The 18,722-nt window shown below is 63.4% G+C and carries 15 protein-coding genes; 5 read left to right on the top strand and 10 right to left on the bottom strand.

The window, feature by feature from the left end; translation table 11 throughout:
- Positions 1 to 230 precede the first annotated feature (230 nt).
- The gene (locus tag ACZIRK_RS10115; RefSeq protein ID WP_463327321.1) at positions 231 to 1,001 is read left to right on the top strand and encodes a hypothetical protein; all 771 of its coding nucleotides are present in this window, start codon (positions 231 to 233) and stop codon (positions 999 to 1,001) included.
- Positions 1,002 to 1,065: 64 nt separating this feature from the next.
- Here ACZIRK_RS10115 and ACZIRK_RS10110 read toward each other — a convergent pair whose 3' ends face one another.
- Genes ACZIRK_RS10110 through ACZIRK_RS10100 form a run of 3 tightly spaced genes read right to left on the bottom strand, consistent with a single transcriptional unit; the run spans position 1,066 to position 5,696 of the window.
- Positions 1,066 to 1,257: a hypothetical protein gene (locus tag ACZIRK_RS10110; RefSeq protein WP_028162088.1), complete on the bottom strand. Its 192-nt coding sequence runs from the start codon at positions 1,255 to 1,257 to the stop codon at positions 1,066 to 1,068.
- 60 nt (positions 1,258 to 1,317) lie between these two features.
- Positions 1,318 to 4,467 (bottom strand): efflux RND transporter permease subunit, encoded by a 3,150-nt coding sequence (locus tag ACZIRK_RS10105; protein WP_463327320.1) that lies wholly within the window; start codon positions 4,465 to 4,467, stop codon positions 1,318 to 1,320.
- Complete coding sequence (locus ACZIRK_RS10100; protein WP_463327319.1) at positions 4,464 to 5,696, bottom strand: efflux RND transporter periplasmic adaptor subunit; 1,233 nt, start codon at positions 5,694 to 5,696, stop codon at positions 4,464 to 4,466. Before ACZIRK_RS10100 ends, ACZIRK_RS10105 begins: the two co-directional genes overlap by 4 nt.
- A 332-nt stretch (positions 5,697 to 6,028) precedes the next feature.
- Here ACZIRK_RS10100 and ACZIRK_RS10095 point away from each other — a divergent pair, with 332 nt between their 5' ends.
- A complete protein-coding gene (locus ACZIRK_RS10095) occupies positions 6,029 to 7,525 on the top strand; it encodes a porin (protein WP_463327318.1) in 1,497 nt (498 codons plus the stop codon).
- A 12-nt stretch (positions 7,526 to 7,537) separates the two neighbouring features.
- On the opposite strand, the gene ACZIRK_RS10090 is transcribed toward ACZIRK_RS10095, so the two are convergent.
- The 5 genes from ACZIRK_RS10090 to ACZIRK_RS10070 form a co-directional block, all read right to left on the bottom strand.
- On the bottom strand, positions 7,538 to 8,293 hold the full coding sequence (locus ACZIRK_RS10090) for a FadR/GntR family transcriptional regulator (RefSeq protein ID WP_463327317.1): 756 nt from the start codon (positions 8,291 to 8,293) through the stop codon (positions 7,538 to 7,540).
- The gene (locus ACZIRK_RS10085) at positions 8,293 to 9,933 is read right to left on the bottom strand and encodes an acyl-CoA synthetase (RefSeq protein WP_463327316.1); all 1,641 of its coding nucleotides are present in this window, start codon (positions 9,931 to 9,933) and stop codon (positions 8,293 to 8,295) included. The genes ACZIRK_RS10090 and ACZIRK_RS10085 overlap by 1 nt, the downstream gene beginning before the upstream one ends.
- Before the next feature lie 65 nt (positions 9,934 to 9,998).
- Positions 9,999 to 11,192 (bottom strand): acyl-CoA dehydrogenase family protein, encoded by a 1,194-nt coding sequence (locus tag ACZIRK_RS10080; protein ID WP_463327315.1) that lies wholly within the window; start codon positions 11,190 to 11,192, stop codon positions 9,999 to 10,001.
- Between the two features lie 2 nt (positions 11,193 to 11,194).
- The gene (locus tag ACZIRK_RS10075; RefSeq protein WP_463327314.1) at positions 11,195 to 12,286 is read right to left on the bottom strand and encodes a phosphotransferase family protein; all 1,092 of its coding nucleotides are present in this window, start codon (positions 12,284 to 12,286) and stop codon (positions 11,195 to 11,197) included.
- Between the two features lie 248 nt (positions 12,287 to 12,534).
- Complete coding sequence (locus ACZIRK_RS10070) at positions 12,535 to 13,479, bottom strand: GlxA family transcriptional regulator (RefSeq protein WP_463327313.1); 945 nt, start codon at positions 13,477 to 13,479, stop codon at positions 12,535 to 12,537.
- 147 nt (positions 13,480 to 13,626) lie between these two features.
- Here ACZIRK_RS10070 and ACZIRK_RS10065 point away from each other — a divergent pair, with 147 nt between their 5' ends.
- Positions 13,627 to 13,956 carry a DUF3817 domain-containing protein gene (locus tag ACZIRK_RS10065; RefSeq protein ID WP_245287183.1) on the top strand — a complete coding sequence of 110 codons (330 nt, stop codon included), beginning with the start codon at positions 13,627 to 13,629 and terminating at the stop codon, positions 13,954 to 13,956.
- Positions 13,957 to 13,988: 32 nt separating this feature from the next.
- Complete coding sequence (locus ACZIRK_RS10060) at positions 13,989 to 14,366, top strand: CopD family protein (RefSeq protein ID WP_474417779.1); 378 nt, start codon at positions 13,989 to 13,991, stop codon at positions 14,364 to 14,366.
- On the opposite strand, the gene ACZIRK_RS10055 is transcribed toward ACZIRK_RS10060, so the two are convergent.
- A complete protein-coding gene (locus ACZIRK_RS10055; protein ID WP_463327312.1) occupies positions 14,356 to 15,531 on the bottom strand; it encodes a glycosyltransferase in 1,176 nt (391 codons plus the stop codon). The genes ACZIRK_RS10060 and ACZIRK_RS10055 overlap by 11 nt on opposite strands.
- Positions 15,532 to 15,978: 447 nt before the next feature.
- Here ACZIRK_RS10055 and ACZIRK_RS10050 point away from each other — a divergent pair, with 447 nt between their 5' ends.
- Positions 15,979 to 17,217, top strand: a complete 1,239-nt coding sequence (locus tag ACZIRK_RS10050; protein ID WP_463327311.1) for a multidrug effflux MFS transporter — start codon at positions 15,979 to 15,981, stop codon at positions 17,215 to 17,217.
- A gap of 189 nt (positions 17,218 to 17,406) precedes the next feature.
- Here ACZIRK_RS10050 and ACZIRK_RS10045 read toward each other — a convergent pair whose 3' ends face one another.
- A complete protein-coding gene (locus tag ACZIRK_RS10045; RefSeq protein WP_130224245.1) occupies positions 17,407 to 18,522 on the bottom strand; it encodes a branched-chain amino acid ABC transporter substrate-binding protein in 1,116 nt (371 codons plus the stop codon).
- Positions 18,523 to 18,722: the final 200 nt, after the last annotated feature.

The raw sequence follows: 18,722 nt of genomic DNA, 5'->3' as shown, positions 1-18,722 counted from the left end.
AAACCTCCCACTCCGAAGCGGGGTGCTTTCCCTACGCCGAAAGAGGTGCGCGACAAAGCACCAAAGTACAACCCTGACGCACCCGACAGAGCCGACGATCAGGAAAGCGAGGAGACAGACTCTTCGCCGGATCAGCGGCAGCATGACAATACTCAGCGTGGAACGAAGGACGAAGCAATGGAGCCTAAGCGGAAATAACCGAAGTTCATTTCAGCAAACGGAGACATACGATGGCAATTCAGCTTGGAGGAAGCGGACAAGGCAGATATCCCAAACGCGGAGCGACTCCCACGCCGAGGAGCGTTTTGGCAGCCGCCACTCCACATAGTGTCGTTGGCCTTGCAGCGGCACCTCCCCATTTCATCACGATGCCTCATAGGCTGTCCTCTTGGGGCAATTTCGATCACGGTGATTGCGTCACTGCCGAAGAAGCGTTCGCGAAGGCGTGTCACAATCCGGAAATCTTCATTTCGGACAACGAAGTGATACGATGGGCGACGAAACATGGGGTGCTGGAGGGGGCCTATCTGCATCAGGTGATGCTTTGGATGCAGACAAACGGCTTCCATCAGAACCGGCACATCTATGATGACGGCCAGATCTATTCGGTCGACTGGACGAATCCCTCCACGTTAAACAGCGCAATTGCGACAGGTCCGGTCAAGATTGGCGTTGCCGCAACCCAAATCCAGACCGCATGGAACTCAACGAACGGCAAGACCGGATGGTTTGCCCTTGGATTCAACAAGGACACCAACGAGGACCATTGCGTCAGCCTTTGCGGATACGGCTCGCTCAACTGGCTCGCACAACAGCTTCAGGTCACCGTGCCGGCCGGTGTCGACGGTACAAAGCTCGGCTATGCGATGTTCACATGGGACTCGATCGGTATCATCGATCAGCCTTCCATGATCGCCGTTACCGAAGAGGCATGGCTCAGAACCCCGACGACGATCGTCAAGCCCGCAAAGACGCCCGCGCAGGAAAGCGTCACGGCGTAGCACGCTTCAGTGGAATGACTGCACCGGCGCGGAGCGTGCTTCACCGGCAGAGCTTCGCGCCGCCCTACAAATCCGCGGGGCGTCTCTTGCAGGCGAAGAACGCGGTGACGGCGAGCGGGATTGCGAGCGCGATCCATGAAGTCGTGTCCCAGATGCCATCGCCGAGCAAGGCGGACACAAGGCCGAAAGCGACGATCACCGCGATGATCGCCGGCAACAGAAAGATCTGGGTGAGCGAACGACGGGCGTTGATCATCAGAGGTGCTCCGGAACTTGCACGGCGGGATATCGGGATTCGGCCAATTCACCCACCACTCTACTCCGCGGGCGGCGCATGCGGTGTTTCGGCCGGTTTGCCGAAACGGCGTTTCGCCTCTTCGCGCCAGCGCTGGAAGGTGACGTAGAGCATCGGCACCAGGAAAATGCCGATCGAGCTTGCGGCGAGCATGCCGCCGAACACCGCCGTGCCGACCGCCCTGCGGCTGATCTCGGCGGCACCGGTCGCGACCACCAGCGGCACCAGGCCGAGGATGAAGGCGATCGAGGTCATCATGACCGCGCGGAACCGCATCTGGGCGCCGAGCTCGGCGGCCTGCGCGATCGGCAATCCGCCCTCGCGCTGCTCCTTGGCAAACTCGACGATCAGGATGCCGTTCTTGGCGGCGAGCGCGATCAGCACCACGAGGCCGATCTGGCCGTAGAGGTCGAGGTTCAGGCCTGCGACCTTGATCGCGATGTACGAGCCGAGCACACCGACCGTGACCGCCAGCAGGACCGGGATCGGAATGGTCCAGCTCTCGTAGAGCGCAACCAGGAACAGATAGGCGAACAGCACCGCAAGCGCGAGGATGATGCCGGTCTGCCCCGAGGCCGCTTGCTCCTGATAGGCGGTGCCGGTCCATTCGTAGGAATAGCCGGCCGGCAGCGTCGCCCGCGAAATCTCCTCCATCGCGGCGATCGCGGTGCCTGACGAGACGCCCGGCGCCGGACTGCCGTTGATGGTGACCGAGCGGTAGTTGTTGTAGCGGGTGATGACCTGCGGTCCGGTGACGATCCTCACGCTCGCGATGGAGCGCATCGGCACCATCTCGCCGCCGCTGTTGCGGACATAGATCTGCCAGATGTCGGAGATGTCGCCGCGATTGGCGGCCTCGCCCTCCACATTGACCTGCCAGGTGCGGCCGAACAGGTTGAAGTTGTTGACGTAGATGCCGCCCAGCGTCGCCTGGAGCGCGGTGAACACGTCGGCCATGTTCAGCCCGAGCGCCTGCGCCTTGGCGCGGTCGATGTCGAGATAGATCGACGGATTGGTCGCGGTGAAGGTCGAGAACACGCGCGCCAGCCGCGGATCGCGGTTGGCGGCATTGATCAGGCCGGTCATCGTGCTGCCGAGCGCGGCCGGATCCTGCCCCTCAAGCGCATCGAGCTGATATTCGAAGCCGCCGGAGGTCGAAAGCCCGATGATCGGCGGCAGGTTGAACGGCAGGATATTGGCCTGCCGGATCTGCGCGCCCTCACCAAACATCCGCCGGATCGTCGCCTGCACCGAATCCGCCGCGGCCTGCCGATCGGCGAACGGTTTCATGCGCGCCACCATGAAGGCCGAGTTCGGCTCGCTCGCGCCGTCGAGCAGCGAGAAGCCGATGATCGAGAGCACGTGCTCGACCTGCGGCATGTTCTTCAAGAGCGCCTCGACCTGCTTGGTCACCTCGCTGGTGCGCGACACCGACGCACCGTCAGGCAATTGCACCGAGATGAAGAAGGCGCCCTGATCCTCCTCGGGCAGGAAGCCCGTCGGAGTTATTCGCGACACGCCGAGAACGCCGCCGGCAAACACCAGCACCGCGACCAGCGACAATATCGCCACCCGCAGCAGCCGGCGCACCATGCCGGCATAACGGTCGCGCACCCAATCGATGCCGCCGAGCACGCGCCCCATGATGCCGCGGCGCGGCCCGGTATGCCGCAGGAACACGGCGCAGAGTGCCGGCGACAGCGTCAACGCGTTCAGCGCCGAGATCACCATCGCCGCGCTGATCGTCACCGCGAACTGGCGAAACAGGGTTCCGGAGATGCCGGGGATGAACGCGATCGGCACGAACACCGACAACAGCACCAGCGAAATCGCGATGATCGGCGCGGTGATCTGCGCCATCGCCTTTTTGGTGGCCTCCGCCGGCGACAGCTCGGGCTCGCTCTCCATCACGCGTTCGACGTTCTCGACCACGACGATGGCGTCGTCGACCACGATGCCGATGGCAAGCACCATCGCAAGCAGCGACACGGTGTTGGCGGAATAGCCGAGGATGAGGAGAACCGCGAAGGTGCCGATCAGGCTGACCGGCACTGCGACCGCCGGGATCACCGTGGCGCGCAAATTGCCGAGGAACAGGAACACGACGATCACGACCAGCACGAAGGCTTCGCCGAGCGTCTTCAGCACTTCCTTGATGGTATCGGAGACGAAGGTCGTGGAGTCGTACTGCACCAGATAGGTCAGACCCGGGGGAAACCGTTCCGACAATCTGGTGAGCGTCGACTGCACCGCGGCGGCGGTGGTCACCGCATTGGCGCCCGGCGCAAGATAGATGCCGATCGGTACGCCGGGCTGGCCGTCGATCCGGGACTCGCTGTCCATGTTCTGGGCGCCGATCTCGACCCGGGCGACGTCGCTGACCCGGAGCACCGAGCCGTCCGGATTGGCGCGCAGCACGATATTGCCGAACTGGGCCGCCGTCGTGAGCCGCCCTTGCGTCTGCACGTTGAACTGGAACTGCTGGTCCTCGGCGATCGGACGGGCGCCGATGCGGCCGACGGGCGCCTGCACGCTCTGCGCCCGGATCGCCGCGATCACATCCGAGGGCGCCAGATTGAGGCTGGTGAGCCGCTGCGTATCGAACCAGATCCGCATCGAGTAGTTCAGCTTCGCGAACAGCGAGGCCTGGCCGACGCCCGGCGTGCGCGAGATCGCATCGAGCACGTTGATGATCGCGTAGTTGGTGATGAACAGCGGATCCTGCTGGCCGCTCTTGCTGTACAGCACGATGAACTGCAGCACGGCCGAGGATTTCTTCTGCACGACCAGGCCTTGCGCCTGCACCTCGGTCGGCAGTTGCGCGAGCGCGCTCTGGACGCGGTTGTTGACGTTGACGGTGTTGATATCAGGATTGGTGCCGAGCGCGAACGAGACGGTCAGCGTGTAGCTGCCGTCATTGCCGCTGGTCGACTTCATGTAGAGCATCTTGTCGACGCCGACGACCTGGGCTTCGAGCGGCTGCGCAACGCTCGATTCCACCACTTCGGCGGAGGCGCCGGGGAAATTGGCGGTGACGGTGACCTGTGGCGGCACGATGTCCGGAAACTGCGCCACCGGAATTTGCAACAGCGCCAGCGCGCCCGCGATGGTGATGACCAGCGCGATGACGATGGCAAGCCGCGGACGATCGACGAAGATGGCGGAAATCATGGGCTGGTGCCCGCAGGCTTCGGACCGATCGCGCCGCTGCTCCGGGGCGAGCCGGTGTTTTCCGCCGTTTCCTTCAGGCTCGACTGGATCAGCGCGCTTGCCGGTGCCGGCGCCACGGGCTGGCCGGGCCGCACCCGCTGCATCCCTTCAGCGATCACCTTCTCTCCGACCGAAAGCCCAGAGGTCACCGAAGCGATGGTCGCGGTCGACTGTCCAAGGACGATCCGCCGCTGCTCCGCCTTGTTGTCGGCCCCGAGCACGAAGACATAGTCGCCCTGCTGGTCCGACAGCACGGCCGAGCGCGGGATCGCCACCACGTCGACCGGCTGCGCGCCCTCGAGCAGGACGGTGACGAACTCGTTGTCGGTGAGCTGGCGCACCGTGACGTTGTCCGCCGACGACAGACGAGGCAGTATGGGATTGGGGATAATGCCGCGCAGCGTGATGGTATCGGTGTTCTGCGCGATCGTGTTGTTGACGAAGTTGAGCTCGCCGACCTGGTCATAGAGCTTGCCGTCGGGCAGACGGATCCTGATCACCACCGCCTTGAACCCGCCCAGCGTCGCGTAACGGTCGCGCAGCACGAGGCCTTCGCGCACCGACACCGGGAAGGTCACGTACATCGGGTCCTGGCTCACGATGGTCGTGAGCACGCCTGAACTCGGGCTGACGACGTTGCCCTCGGTCACGGCCGTGCGGCCGATCTTGCCGTCGATCGGCGAGCGGATCTGGGTGTAGTCCAGATTGATCTTTGAGAGATCGACCTGCGCCTGGGCCGCCTGGACCTGTGCTTCCAGGCTCTGCTCGTTGGCGAGCGCGGCATCATAGGTGGACTGCTGGCCGGCCGGGCCGCCGAGCAGGGCCTTAGCGCGGCCGGTCGTCAGCTTGGCGTTGACGAGGGTGGCCTGCAATTGCGCGACTTGCGCCTTCTTGGACTCAAGGTCCGCCTCGAACGGGCCGCGCTCGAGCTCGTAGAGCATATCGCCGGTCTTGACCTCGGCACCTTCGACGAAGTTCCGCTTTTCCAGGAAGGCGGTGACGCGGGCGACCACGTTGACCCGATTGGTGGCCTCGATCCGCCCCAGAAACTCGTTGGATTGCGTCACGGGCCGCTTGACCGCCTCGATGATACCGACCGCGGGAGGTCCCGCGGCCTGCTGGGCCTCGGCGGCGGCCAGCGCGCCGAACATGGCGCTGCCCAACGCGACGACCCCGGCGAGCCGGGCCATTGTTATCCCTGCAAGATTCACTGTTCGCGCCTTTGTCCCGTTTGACCCGGATCAATAGCATCCGCATCGGGAAAGCCAACGGTATGAACGTATGGCAGCGGTCAATCGATGCTCTCTCGATGGCCAGATCGCCGTGTCGCACCAAAATGTGATGGCGGAGGAAGGGATCAGGTCCGCAGGCCTCCGCTGGTAGCGCTGTGTGGCCCCGCCGCTACTGGAACGAACTTTTTTGGCTGGGCGCTGCATAACCTGTTGAATGTTGCTTGCTGCGCGATCGGCCAGCAAGCCAAGCTGGGCCAGGCGCCGTGGGGCCGGTCGCCGGGAGCTTTCTGATGGCAAAGCTCGGGATTTACACGGCAGTCCTTCTTGCGATTGTCGGCGGATCGGAGACAAGGGCGGCCGACGTCGCGCCGACCAAGGCGCCGCCGGCAGCGTCCACGACGCCGCGCCCCTGCACCGACCCGTCGGACTTCGTCACGACCAACTGCCAGCTCACCTGGGAAGGCATCACGGTCTTCGGCATCATCGACACCGGCTTCGGCTGGCAAAGCCACGGTGCCTCGTTTGATCCGCGATCTGCAGTTGCAGCGTCCTACCTGGTCCAGAAACAGAACCGCTTGGCGACATGGACGCTCGCGCCCAATGCCTTGAGCAATTCGACCATTGGCATCAAGGGAACCAGGCCAATCGGCGAGGACTTTTCTTTCGTCTTTGACCTCGATGCCGGCTTCGACCCCTATTCGCTGCGATTCTCGAATGGACCCGGAGCTATCGCCGCGAATGCCGGCCTCCCGCAAAACCTGCAAACCGCCTATTCGGATTCAAGCCGAGCGGGTCAGTGGTACAACGGTCAGGGTTACGTCGGCGTCAGCTCCCCCACCTATGGCACGCTGACCCTCTTCCGTCAGAACTCGCTGACGCTGGACGCCGTGTTCGATTACGATCCGTTCGGCGCCTCCTACGGTTTCTCGGCGATCGGCTTCCAGGGAATCACCTGCGGCGGCGGCAACACCGAAAATTGCAGACACTCGACGTCATTGAAGTACCGGTACAACTTCAACCATTTCCGGGCGGCGGCGCTGTGGCAGTTCGGCGGCTATGACGAGAACAATGCGTCCAATGGCGCCTATCAATTCCAGCTCGGCGGCGACATTCCGATCCGCGGCAATGACGTGCTCTCGGTCGATGCGATCTACAGCCATGTCAAGGATTCCGTGTCGCTCGCGCTTGCACCGGGAGCCAACAACGCGTTCGGGACGCCGATCGCCCCGTTCCTGCCGCAGACGCTGACGGCGACGATCTCCGACAACACCGCCGCGATGTTCGTGGCGAGATACACGACCAAGTCGCTGAAGCTGTACGCCGGTTACGAATACATTCGATACGAGCCGCCGAGCAATCCGCAGCTCGCCTTCACCGACATCGCCGGAAATTTCCTCTGCCGGGGCTGCGATGCCTTCAACGGCACGAACATCAACAATGCCGCGTTCGGCGTCGGCGGGCTCGGCAACAAGACCTTTCAGGTCATGTGGGCCGGCGCGAAATACTCCATAACCGACGATCTGGACGTGATCGGCGCCTATTATCACTACATCCAGGACTCCTTCTTCGGCACTGCCGCCAGAGGCCCCGCCTTCTGCTCCTCTAGCGAACACCCGCAATGCGCCGGGACGTTCGACGCAATCTCCACCGCGGTCGATTGGAGGTTTGCGCCTAAATGGGATACCTATGTCGGCGTGATGTTCACGCAGGTCAACGGCGGATTGGGGTTCGGCTTCTTCGAGCATAGCAACGTCGCCACTACGGCCGGGTTGCGCTTCCGCTTTTGAGATTGACGCGACCTACGCTGACCGTTGCGACCAGCCTACCGGCGCCTCGATATCAAAATTGGCAAGCTCATAGCCGCGGCGGAAATCGACGATGTGCTTGTCCATCCAGGACCGCGCCTCGGCGGGATTACGCATCAAGAGCGCCTGCAGGATCTTCTCATGGGCGAACACCAGGCGCTCGCCGGCATTCAGGCGGGAGAACACCCGCAAGAAGGCCGGATAGAATAGCTGGCTCATCGGCTCGCGGCTGAGCTGCAAAGCGCGGTTGCGCGAGGCTCGCGCGATGATCTGATGAAACTCGATGTCGAGCGCGACGAGGCTCTGCTTGTCCTCGAGCGCGGCCTTGGTCCTGTCGACATTGGCCCGCAGCGCGGCCAGCAGGTCGTCGCCGATCCGCATCGCGGCGCATTCGGCCAGCACCGGCTCGAAACAGCGCATGCTTTCCCAGAGTTCGAAGAAGCTGATCTCCTGCAGTACGATCGCGGCCGTCACCTTCTCGGAAATGTCGGCCTCGCGCGGCGCGGTGACATAGAGCAATTTGCCGCCATCGTGACGGCGGACGAGGCCGTTCTGCTCCAGCACCCGGATCGCTTCCCGGACCGTCGAGCGGTGGACACCAAAGCTTGCCGCCAGCGCGATCTCCGCCGGCACCCGGTCGCCGACGGCCCACTCGCCCGACATGATCTTGGCCTCGATGCTGCGCACCACCACCCGGTAGACCGGCTCGTTGCGCTCCTGGGCGTTGTTGCTGAGATCCGCTACAGACATCAGGCGACGCCTCGCGCGAACTCGCGGTCGCGCAATTCGCGGCGACGGATCTTGCCGGTGATCGTCATCGGAAGCTCGGCGATATACGCGATCGCGCGCGGATATTTGTAAGGCGCGGTGACCGACTTGACGTGGTCCTGCAATTCGCGCGTCAGCTCCGGCGACGGCGCATGGCCTTGCCGCAGCACGACGAACGCCTTCACGATCTCCCCACGCTCGGCATCGGGGCTGCCGACCACCGCACACATCTGCACCGCCGGATGCTCGGCCAGCGCGTTCTCGACCTCGATCGGGCCGATGCGGTATCCGGCTGAATTGATGACATCGTCCGAGCGCCCGCGATACCAGAGATAGCCATCGGCATCCTTCTCCGCGCGATCGCTGGTCAGAAACCAGCGTCCGTCCGGACCATCGACAAAGCAGGCCGCGGTGCGCTCCGCATCCTTCCAGTAGCCGAGCATCAATTGCGGGTTTGGCACTTTCAGCGCGAGGTCGCCCTCCTGCCCCGGCGGCAAGCGGTTGCCCTTGGCGTCGATCACATCAAGGTCGGAACCCGGCGATGGGCGCCCCATCGAGCCGTAACGGACCGGCTCGGTTGGATAGTTCAGCGCGACCATCAGGGCCTCGGTCTGCCCATAGGCTTCATCGATGCGGATGCCGGTCGCCGCCTCCCAGCGCTCGGCGACCACGGGGTTCATGGCTTCGCCCGCAGTGACGACGCGGCGCAGCCGGCCGAGATCATCGCGCGCGCGGACTTCGCCGACGACCCGCGACAACTCCGTGCCGGGCGCGCAGTAGACGGTGACCTGGTGCTTGCGCAGGAGTTCGAGCCGGTCCTTCGGCACGAACGGGCCGTCGAAGAAGAACGAGCAGGCGCCGCAGCTCAGCGGCCCGAAGATGATGCTCGTACCCGCCTTGCTCCAGCCGGTGTCTGCCGTGCACCAGATCACCTCGCCGGGACGCAGATCGAGCCAGTAGATCGCGGAGACCCGCCACGCATAGATCGCGCGCGCCGCATGGACGACGGCCTTCGGATGGCCGGTCGAGCCTGACGTGTAGTACATGATCGCGGGATCTTCGGCCCGGACGATCGCCGGCTCGATCGTCTCGGAGGCGCGCGCCACTTCGCTGTTCCAATCGAGCCAGCCTGAGATCTGGCCGAGCGCGATCCGCACCGGGATGAGCTCCTCCACGGATGCGAATTTGCCGGTCTGCTCGGGACGGCAGATCGCCGCCTTGGCCTCGGCATTGGCGACGCGATATTCGATATCGCGCGCTGTCAGCATCTCGATACACGGGATCGGCACCGCGCCGATCTTCATCGCCGCAATCAGCGCGACGAACCATTCGGATAGCCGCGGCAGCATGATGATGACGCGGTCGCCCTTTTCGACGCCGTTCGCCCGCAACACATTCGCGAGCCGGTTCGATAGCAGCGACAGATCGGAATAGCTGTAGCGCCGCGTCTCGCCTGCGGCGTTCTCCCAGATCAGCGCCGGCCCATCCTGCTCGCGGGCGCGGCGGTCGATGATATCGGTGCCGAAATTGAAGGTCTCCGGCATCTGCCAGCGGAAATTGGCGCACAGGCTTTCATAGCCTTCGACCGCAGGCTCTTTGGGCGGTGACCAGACATCTCGCATCATTTCCTCCTGCTCGCGCGTTTTGCGCTTGTTGTTCTGTTTCTGCGGCGGGCTCTTACTGCCGCCTATCTCGCGCCGTGAGTCACGATCCGCCGTCCGATCGCCCAGCGGTGCACTTCGGACGGGCCGTCATAGATGCGGAAGGCGCGGACGTCGCGATAGAACCGCTCGACCACCGTGTCGCGGGTGGTGCCGAGCCCGCCGAGGATCTGGAGCGAACGGTCCGCGACGCGCGCGATCGCTTCCGAGCAGATCACCTTGGCCATCGAGCTCTCGGTCGAGGCCCGCTCGCCTTTGTCGAGCAGCCAGGCCGTATGCCAGATCGTCAGTTGCGCCTGGTGGATGTCCATCGCGTTGTCGGCCAGCATGAAGGAGACGCCCTCGTGCTCGCCGAGCGGCTTGCCGAACGCCGTGCGACGCCGCGCGTACTCGGTCGCGATTTCCTGGGCGCGGATCGCGGCGCCGAGCCAGCGCATGCAATGCGTGAGCCGCGCCGGCGCGAGGCGAACCTGGGCGTGACGAAAGCCCTGTCCGATCTCGCCGAGCACGGCGTCGGACGGCACGCGAAGTCCATTGAAGCGGACCACCGCATGCCCGCCGACAAAGGAGGAATCGATGGTGTCGAGCGTGCGCTCGATCGTGATCGCGGGGTCGGACATGTCGGCGAGGAACATGGTCGCAGCCCCCTCCATTCCTGCGCCGCTCGTCTTCGCCATGATGATCGCAAAGGCCGCGCCTTCGGCACCGGTGATCAGCCATTTCTCGCCGTCGATGACCCAGTCATTGCCATCGCGCCGCGCCGTGGTCTGCAACTGGCCGGGATCGGAGCCCGCGCCGGGAGCGGGCTCCGTCATGCAGAAGCAGGAGCGGATATCTCCGGTCGCGAGCGGCTTCAAATAGCGCTCGCGCTGATCCGGCCGCGCCACGACATCGAGGAGATGGATGTTGCCCTCATCAGGCGCGGCGCAATGCAGCGCCACGGGACCGAGCATGGAATAGCCGGCGGCGGTGAACACGGCGGCGCGGCCGATATGCGACAGATGCTGGCCGCCATATTCCGCCGGCGCATGCGGTGCGAATACGCCGGCCTTGCGCGCGAGCGCGTTGAGCTCGCGCCGTAGCTCGTCGGTCGGCCCATGGGAGGTCCAGCGCTTGTCCTTCTCGAACGGGACGACCGTGTCCTTGACGAAGGCTTTCACGCGATCGGCCAGTTCGGACACGCGCGCCGGCAGCGAAAAGTTCATGTCGAGTTGATGCATCGTCAGTTTCCTCGCTCAGTTCCGGTCGCTGCGTCGCGCGCGACCAGGAGAATGTCCTCGCCAAGACGGGCGAAGTCGGCATAGCGACTGTCCTTCACCGCGCCGTTGACCCATTGCCGGTGCAGTTGCAGGAACACGATCCCGAGCTTGAACAGCGCGAGCACGCGCATCGCCGGCAGATCGTCGATATCCAGTCCGGTCAGATCGGCATAGCGCCGCGCAACCTCGGCGCGCCGCCAGAATCCGGAATGAGTTGTCGGCATCTGCTGCAGGCGCTGCAATGCCGGCGGATCATCCGGCTGCGCCCAGTAGCTCAAGAGCGTCGCCAGATCGAACAGCGGATCGCCCCGCGTTCCCATGTCCCAATCGACCAGCGCGACCGGCGAAAGCGTCTGCGGATTCAGGATCAGATTGTCGAGCTTGAAATCGCAGTGCAGCAGCGTCGGCGTCCGCTCGCGGAATGTCTGCCGGGACAGCCACCGCGAAATGTCCTGCAATAGACCCGGCAACATGCTGCCGTCGGCAACCAGCGCCCCACGTTTCGACCAGCCGGCAATCGCGCGGGCGATGAACCCCTCGGGGCGGCCGAGATCCTCAAGACCGACCGCGCGCGCATCGACCCCGTGCAGCGCGGCCAAGGTCGCAACCATCATCTCCGAGAGAATCCCGGGTGCGTCGTCGCGTCCTTGCAGCGGCGACAGATCTGCGCCGCGGATGACGAGCCCCGCGCGATACTCAATGAGTTGGAAGGGAACGCCGATGACGCCGCGGTCGCCGCAATAGTGCAGCCCCCTTGCGATGAAGGGCAGCGCATCGGCAAGGCGCGACAGGATGCGATGCTCGCGCGCCATGTCGTGGGCGCCCGGCGGCAGATCGCCGTCAGGCGGACGGCGCAGGACAGTCGGCGCGCCGTCGACGTTCAGGAGATAGTTGCGATTGGCGAGGCCACCGGCGAACTGCCGGATCGGCTGCGCCAGATCGACATTCATGCCGTGGGCTTCCAGATAGCGCGCAAGGCGATCCCAATCGGCCGGCGCGGTTTCCGCGGCCGACAGCAGTCCCGGATTTCCTGATAGCGACGGATCAGCAATCACGCGCGCCTCGACCTCCCTGTTCCGAATATCAAGGTTGGAGCCCTCGCCTCCCGCCGCTTGGACGGCCCGGGATCTATTATTGTCGGACCAAAAGTTAGCGCCAGGACAGCCGAACTTGCAATTGGCAATAGCGAAATCGACACTTCGCGCCAAGCTATTGTCATAAGCGTTTGTGATTTATAGATATTTTTCGAAACGGCTTCTGAGAGCGAGCCAGATCCACCGGAACGTATATGTCGGACAATAAATTAGTGCTCCCGGGCACCGAAGCGATGACGGTAGGCGGTCGGGCTGATGCCGGCGACTTTCCGGAAGCGCGATCGGAAGGTAACCGCGGATTCGAATCCGACCGAGCTTGCAATCTGATCGACCGAAGCCACGCTGGTTTCGAGCAGTTCCTGCGCCCGGCGAATGCGCATCTTGAGCAGCCATTGCAGCGGCGTCGTTCCGGTCTGCTCCTGGAAGCGTCGCGCCAGTGTCCTCGGACTCATGCGCGCCCGGTCGGCCAGCGACCGAACCGTGAGCGTGCGGTCGAGATTGGCGCTCATCCAGTCGAGCAGCGAGGCCAGGCTGGCGGCGGATTTTGGCGGTTCGTGCCTGATGAACTGGGACTGGCCGCCGTCCCTGACCAGGGGAGCAACGGCGAGCCGCGCCGCGTCGGCCGCAACCGCCTGACCGTGATCGCGTCGTAGCAGATGCAGGCACATGTCCACTCCCGCTGAGGCTCCGGCGGAGGTGATCAGGCGCCCCTCGTCGACGAACAGCACGTTTGGATCGACCTGGATGCGCGGATAGCGCCGTGCGAACTCGTCTGCGCAGATCCAATGCGTCGTGGCCCGGCGTCCATCCAGGAGGCCAGTTGCCGCCAGAACGAAGGCTCCCGAACAGATCGACGCCAGTCTGGCGCCGCGCTCCCAGGCAGATTGAAGCGCCCCAAGCACGGCCGGGGAGACCGGAGCGGTCGGATCTTCCACTCCCGGCACCAGGACCGTATCGGCCGACGCGAGCTCCTCAAGGCCCCACTCCGTTTGTAACGTGAAATTCCTCGACCGAACTTCGGTCGCTTCGCTGCACACGCGGACACTATAGCTGGCGACGCCCGCCGCTCCACTCGCGCGCCCGAACACCTCGCACGGGACCGACAGGTCGAACGGTACGAAGCCGTCCATCGCGAGAACTGAAACTCTATGCATGACCACCTCGGAGCGAGCATTTTCCAGGGCGAACATAGCCGAAACGCGGTTTGGCAGGAAATGATCGCAGGTTGTCATTTCGGTCACTCACCGAATGCGCGAGGCATTGTCTATGCATGCCGCCGGTCTTGAAGCGGGAAGGTGCGCGTGTCCGACGATTACGAATCGACACAGTTGCGGTGGCTTGGAATGCTGTCGGTCCTCGAGGCGACAACGCTGGTCCTGCTTGTCGCAGTCGCCGTGCCACTGAAGCATATCGCCGGCTGGAACGTCGCCGTCCATGTCATGGGGCCGGTCCACGGCCTTGCGTTTCTCGGCTATTGCTGGGCTGCGATCCAGGCGATCGCGGAAGGCGGCTGGAGCCGATCGGAGGCGGTGCGGCTGTTCGCGGTCGCGTTCATCCCGTTCGCGGGCTTTGCCAATGCGCGGCTCATTGCACGAAAGTCCGCGGCCTTGCGCACCGGTGTGGTCCAGTGAGCCTTGCTACGCTTTACCCATGGCTGAAGGCGTTGCATGTCGTCAGCGCCTTCTTTTTTGTAGCCGGTACCGTCACCACATCGATGGTGCTGGCAGCGGAGCGCGCGAATCCGGGATCGGTCGAGCCCGTTGCGGGTTTTCTGGCCAAATCGGAACGCTGGCTGACCACGCCGGCCATGCTGTTGGTCTGGGCTTTCGGCTTGACGTTGGCGGTCACGGCCGGGTGGTTCTCAAGCACCTGGCTGCAAATCAAGTTTGCCTTTGTCGTTGTGCTCTCGGCCGTACATGGAATCCAGTCAGGCCAGCTCCGGCGCCTTGTCAGGAATAAGGCGCTAAAACCCCGGACAACGCTGCCCTTGATCCTCGTCTGCGTGATGGCGGTGGTCGTGCTGGTCGTGGTCAAGCCTTAGCCGCGCCCGCCTTGGGGCGCAGGCCATCCTGAGAGTGGAGCGAGATCTGCTGCCGAAGCAGCCAGCGGATCTCCGAAGGGGTATCGATCTCGCGAATGTCCTCCGCCAGCGACGCTGCGCGCTGGCGATATCTCGGATCATCCAGCACCGAGCGTACAGCGGGACGCAATTGCTCTGCGGTGGGTGCGTTGGTCGCCAGATTGACGCCGACCCCGGACCAGGCGACGCGGACGCTGACATCGCCGCGGTCGGCTGCCGTTCCCGCTGCGACGATGGGAACGCCGTAACTCAAGGCTTGATTGACACTGCCGTAACCGCCGTTCGTCACGAATGCATCGGCTTTCGACAACGCCCACTCAAACGGGAGATACTGCGCGACCCGCACATTTCCAGGCAGGGGTCCACCGAGCGCGTCGATCGGACGCCCGCCGGTCGTCACCATGACGAGAACATCCCGCTCGTTCGCCAGCGCCTCCAGCGTCGGCAGGGTCAGCTCGCTGAAATCGTTGTTGGTCAACGTGCCCTGGGTCACAAGGACGACCTTGCGTGAACCGTCCAACTCGTAGGCCCACGACGGCACTGGCGCCTGGTTCGGCGTAATCGGCAGCGGGCCGACGAAGTGCACCGAACTTGGCAGCCGGCGGCGCGGCAGTTCGAACCGCGGCACCGTGAGCTGCAGATAGATATCGGGCAGCTCCACCATCGCGTCATAAAGATTCAAACGCAGCGGCCTGCTCCCGATCTGGGCCAGGTACTCGTTCACGCATCGTCCGGCCGGGCCAAAGACGGATTGTTCGTAGGTTTGAAAGAGCGAGGCATACTCCCTTAGTTGCTGGTCGTTGCGCGCGGGCCGAATGCCTGCATCGTTCGGGGCGCCGTCGTCTCGACGTGACAGGAGGTAGGTGGTTCCAAGCAGGGCCACGGACGGCCGCTGCGCACGAGGACCAAGCAGCATCGGCAACACACCCAGCATGAGATGATCGCCGATGATGATGTCGGGAGGAAACTCCTGCATGACGATTTTGATGCTCTCATACTGAGCCAGCATGAAATTGGCGAAACCCTGCTCCAGGATCAGCCGCAACTGCTGTGCGCCCGGCGCCGCTGTCATGATTTCCGGAAACAGTTTGGCGGCGTCTCGCGTATCGACGTCGGCCGCCGGCACGAAACTGCGGAATTGAGCGCCGATCTTTTCGACACGGTCTCGCAGATAGCTCGATGTCAGGCCCATGACATTCCAGCCGTCGGCGATCAGTATCCGCCCGACTCCCAATACTGGATGGAGATGTCCCATCATCGGGGACGAGACGAGAAGCGCCTTCATGCACGGTCTCCGTTGAGCTGAGCAGTTGAGCCGCGGTCATTGACGGCTCGTCGGCTGCGACGGGCCAAGCACGGCGTCTCATTATTGTTCGGTCGCTGTTACGGCAAAGTCACCGGAATGGACGAATGCGCTACAGCCGCAACAATCGGTCGAATCAGCTTCGCGTTACGGAAGTAACAGAGCGCGTGCGGACTGAAATCAACGCGCAATATTGCGCTGACAGTGTTGGGCGAGGTCCTTCGATCCGGCGCTCAGTTGACTGACAGAACTTCGACAAGCTCAATCCAAATGACGGCGCTTCCAGGCAAGACGGACTCGCTCGCGTTCACGTGCCTGCTCGGTTTGATGGCCACCCTTCCGGGCTTCGGCACCGACATGGCACTGCCGGCCCTCGCGGACACAGCCACGTCTCTTGCAGTTCCGGTACATAGTGCCGGCCTGACGATCAGCAGTTACATGATCAGCTTCGGCCTTGCGCCGCTGCTGTTCGGGCCGCTGTCGGATCGATACGGTCGCAAACCGATGGTCACGCTTGGCACCATCATCTTCATCATGGCATCGGTCGGATGCGCGCTGGCACCGTCGCTGCCGGTGTTGATTGCATGCCGCGTCATCCAGGGCATCGGCGCGGCGGCCATGACCCTTGCCATCGCGATCGCCCGTGACGCGTTCGACGATACTGTCGTCCGCCAAAAACTGTCGAATATCGTGATGGCGATCTACGTCTCCCCGATCGCCGCGCCGATGGCCGGAGCGGCTTTGCTCGACCTTGCGGGCTGGCGCGCGATCTATGCAAGCCTTGCAGCGCTCGGAATTGTCTTGCTGGTAGGCCAGCGCTTTGGCCCCGACTATGACCTGAAGCCGCGATCGGCGACCCGCTTGAGCCTTCTGGCGCTTATCGGAGATTATCGCTGCGTCCTGTCGCATCCGACCTGCCGCGCATATCTCCTTGCCGCCGCGGCGTCCTTCGGAGTTCTCGCCGCCTATGCGACCGGATCGGCCCTTTTCCTTGTCCAGGTCGCCGGGATGAGCTCAAGTCAATATGGAATCATATTCGGCCTGACTGCATTCGCCGGAATGGCTGGAGCGTTCGTCGACGGCCGGCTCAACGCGCGCGGAGTTCCATCGCATCATTCGTTGTCGATCGGATTTGCCATCCAGGTTCTTACATCGTCGATCCTGCTGGCCATGACGCTGCTGAGCTGGACGCCGACCACCGTCGTCATCCTGCTATTCGTCACGCTCACATTCAGCGGAGGGATCGCGGCGCCGGGCCTCATGCAGGGAGCGCTGCAAGCGCTGCCGGACATGGCGGGCACCGTCAGCGCCGCAACCAACAGTCTTGTGATGATATCAGGCTCATTGACCAGCGCGCTCACGGCCGTTCTCTTCGACGGCCGGACGGCACTGTCGATGGCCGGCGTGATGGAATTCTGCGCTCTCGTTGCGCTGCTTTTCTTGGTAATGGCAGTCGGGCGAGTCAGGAAACAGGCCGTGATACACATACCGCCGTCGTCCCGGGCTTGACCCGGGACCCATGACCACAGGCCCCTGTTGTGTGCTCGGCTGCAGCCACTTGCTTGCGCCACAACCACTCCCTGTGGTTATGGGTCCTTGCTTTCGCAGGGACGACAGCGCGGCTGAGGTCTGCGCCTTGTACCACCAACATAGGCCAACGAGCGAAACTCGCTCGTTGGCCCTGGACCTCACGCTACCTCACAGCGCCTTGTCGACCTGCGCGTAGCCGCCTTTGCCGTCCCACTTATAGACGACATAATCGATGGCTTTGATGTCACCCTTTGCATCGAAGGCCAACTTGCCGATCACGGTGTCCCATTCGCCGGCCTTTATGGCATCGACCACCTTCTTCGGGTCGGTCGTACCGGCCTTCGCCACCGCCTGCGACCACACCTGGAACGCCGCATAGGTGTAGAGCGTGTAACCCTCGGGATCGATGTTCTTGGCCTTGAACTTCTCGACGATGGCCTTTGCGGTCGGCTTTTCGCGAGGATCGGGACCGAAGGTGAACAATGTGCCCTCCGCAATAGGCCCGGTGATCGAGGCGAACTCGCGGTCGTTGATCGCATCGCCCGCCATCAGCACCGTCTTGAGCCCTTGATCGCGCATCTGGCGCAGGATCAGGCCCGCTTCCTGATGATAGCCGCCGACATAGACCAGATCGATGTTCTCGCGCTTGAGCCGAGACACGATGGAATTGAAATCCTTGTCGCCCTTGTTGAAGGACTCGAACATCTTCTCGGTGACGCCGGCCTTGTTGAGCGCCTTCTTGGTTTCGTCGGCAAGTCCCTTGCCGTAGGTGGTCTTGTCGTTGAGGATCGCGATGTTCTTGCCGGCGAAGTTCTTGGCGATGTAGCCGGCGGCAACCAGGCCCTGCTGGTCGTCGCGGCCGCAGACCCTCAGCACGTTCCACAGCTTGCGCTCGGTAAGCAGCGGATTGGTCGAGCCCGGCGAAATCTGCAGCACGTTGCCGTCCGCATAGGCTTCCGAGGCCGGGATCGACGACGAAGAACAATAGTGGCCGGCGACGAACGGAATTCTCGCGCTGGCGATCTTCTCGGCGATCGAGCGCGCCTGCTTCGGATCGCAGGCATCGTCGTTGACATCAAGCACTAGCTTCCTGTTGAGGAGACCGCCGGCGGCGTTGATATCGGCCACCGCCTGCTCGGCGCCGTTCTGGAACTGGCGGCCGAACGCGGCTTCGCCGCCAGTGATCGAAGAGGCAACCGCCACCCTGATGTCCTGGGCCAGCGCTGCAGAGGACAGCACAAGTGACACACCTAGTGTTAGACCGAAGAGCTTGACCACTTTCATACGAAAGTCCTTGGGGTTGTTTTAGAGAGACGGCGACTGCGCCGGTCCCTTCATAGCATGGCCGGCTGACATCGGCGCGATGTCAGCGTATTTTTTTACCAATGGTGCTGGCTGCATCGAGGGCGAGGTGGCGTGAGCTCTGTTATGCGTTATCGCCAGGAAGGCCGCCGCGGCCCCGCGTTACGGCCGTAGCCGTATTT

Source organism: Bradyrhizobium sp. Leo114 (genome assembly GCF_055229415.2).
The sequence above is the reverse complement of the archived record's forward strand: the minus strand, read 5'-3'. Positions and strand labels throughout refer to the sequence as shown.

Coding starts and splice junctions, on each gene's coding strand:
- ACZIRK_RS10115 (WP_463327321.1), top strand. CDS start 231: ATGGCAATTCAGCTTGGAGGAAGCGGACAAGGCAGATATCCCAAACGC.
- ACZIRK_RS10095 (WP_463327318.1), top strand. CDS start 6,029: ATGGCAAAGCTCGGGATTTACACGGCAGTCCTTCTTGCGATTGTCGGC.
- ACZIRK_RS10100 (WP_463327319.1), bottom strand. CDS start 5,696: ATGGCCCGGCTCGCCGGGGTCGTCGCGTTGGGCAGCGCCATGTTCGGC.
- ACZIRK_RS10090 (WP_463327317.1), bottom strand. CDS start 8,293: ATGTCTGTAGCGGATCTCAGCAACAACGCCCAGGAGCGCAACGAGCCG.
- ACZIRK_RS10085 (WP_463327316.1), bottom strand. CDS start 9,933: ATGCGAGATGTCTGGTCACCGCCCAAAGAGCCTGCGGTCGAAGGCTAT.
- ACZIRK_RS10045 (WP_130224245.1), bottom strand. CDS start 18,522: ATGAAAGTGGTCAAGCTCTTCGGTCTAACACTAGGTGTGTCACTTGTG.
- ACZIRK_RS10070 (WP_463327313.1), bottom strand. CDS start 13,479: ATGCATAGAGTTTCAGTTCTCGCGATGGACGGCTTCGTACCGTTCGAC.
- ACZIRK_RS10050 (WP_463327311.1), top strand. CDS start 15,979: ATGACGGCGCTTCCAGGCAAGACGGACTCGCTCGCGTTCACGTGCCTG.
- ACZIRK_RS10110 (WP_028162088.1), bottom strand. CDS start 1,257: ATGATCAACGCCCGTCGTTCGCTCACCCAGATCTTTCTGTTGCCGGCG.
- ACZIRK_RS10080 (WP_463327315.1), bottom strand. CDS start 11,192: ATGCATCAACTCGACATGAACTTTTCGCTGCCGGCGCGCGTGTCCGAA.
- ACZIRK_RS10105 (WP_463327320.1), bottom strand. CDS start 4,467: ATGATTTCCGCCATCTTCGTCGATCGTCCGCGGCTTGCCATCGTCATC.